The organism is Mesorhizobium kowhaii (assembly GCF_042431665.1).
Taxonomy (GTDB): Bacteria; Pseudomonadota; Alphaproteobacteria; order Rhizobiales; family Rhizobiaceae; genus Mesorhizobium; species Mesorhizobium kowhaii.
In genome coordinates this window covers 1-1,344 of the sequence record NZ_JBHLYT010000174.1, presented here as the reverse complement: position 1 = coordinate 1,344, position 1,344 = coordinate 1, and the positions used below count along the sequence as shown (strand labels likewise).

The following is a 1,344-nucleotide window of genomic DNA, read 5'->3' as shown; positions in this document are numbered from 1 at the left end:
TTCAACAGATGGGGTGATTGGGGTCTCGCCCGAGCCAGATTGAGGGCGGCTGCTCCTGTCGAGATGTGAGAACGTGGTCGATGTAGATCGCCACAAACATCAGGAGGAGCAGCCATGAAGTATTTTGCCGGACTTGACGTGTCTTTGGAAGAGACCGCGATTTGCGTGGTCGACGAGGCCGGGCGGATCGTGAAGGAGGCGCGTGCGGCGAGCGAGCCGCAGGTATTGAGCGAAGCGCTGCGGAAAGTCGATCTGCCGCTGGAGCGGATCGGGTTGGAAGCGTGTTCGCTGACGGCCTGGCTTCACGACGGGATATGCGCCGATGGCCTGCCGGCCATCTGCATCGAGACCCGGCAGGCCAATGCCGCGATGAAGACGATGCCGAACAAGACGGATCGGAATGACGCCCGCGCGCTGGCGCAGATCATGCGCACCGGCTGGTATCGACAGGTGCATGTGAAGAGCAGGCAGTGCCGTCTCTGGCGTTCCCTCCTCGTCGCCCGCCGCACGGTGCTGAACGAAATGCGCGCCATCGAGAACGTGGTCCGGGCGATCCTGCGGGAGGCAGGCATCAAGCTGGGCACGCCGTCGCGAACCGCCTTCGCCGGTCGTGTGCGCGAGTTGGCCGGTACAGATCCGGTTGTCATGCCGCTGGTCGAGCCACTGCTGACGATCCTCGCCACAATGCTAGGAGCGTTCGCCCGCCTGACGAAGCAGGTTCTCGGTCTCGTTCGCCAGGAAGAGGTCTGTCGGCGGCTGATGAGCGTTCCCGGCGTCGGACCCATCACCGCGCTCGCCTTCCGGGCCACGATCGACCGGCCGGAGCGGTTCAGCCGTTCGAGGAATGTCGGCGCGCATCTGGGCCTGACCCCGGCGCGCTACCAGTCCGGTGAGACCGATATCCCGGGCAAAGTCAGCCGCTGCGGCGACGAGCTTGCCCGTACTGCCCTCTACGAAGCGGCCCACACACTGCTTGTGCGCAGTAAAAAGTGGTCGAGCCTGCGCGCGTGGGGCATGAACGTCGCCAAGCGGCGCGGTATGGCCAGGGCGCGGGTGGCGGTGGCCCGCAAGCTCGCCGTCATCCTGCATCGCATGTGGAGCGATGCGACAGAATTCCGCTTCGGCAAGGAGCCTACCGCATTGGCGGCGTAAATCGCGACGAATAACGAAGAAGAAACCAAGCTTTCGTCCGAAAGGGCGTGATCCGGATCGTTCCCGTGGGGACGACGGGCAAGGCGATCTCGTTAGCAGGCACGATCCTGGGCGAACTCTCCCAAGGTCGTTCAACAGATTGAGACGCCTCGCTCTACTGACCCCATCATGCGGCGGCCTTACGTCGACCGC

General features: G+C 64.1%; 1 protein-coding gene. It reads left to right on the top strand.

Translation table 11 applies throughout. The features are described 5' to 3' along the window. Positions 1–114: 114 nt before the first annotated feature. Positions 115–1,152 (top strand): IS110 family RNA-guided transposase, encoded by a 1,038-nt coding sequence (locus ACFFNA_RS36915; RefSeq protein WP_378924974.1) that lies wholly within the window; start codon positions 115–117, stop codon positions 1,150–1,152. Positions 1,153–1,344: the final 192 nt, after the last annotated feature.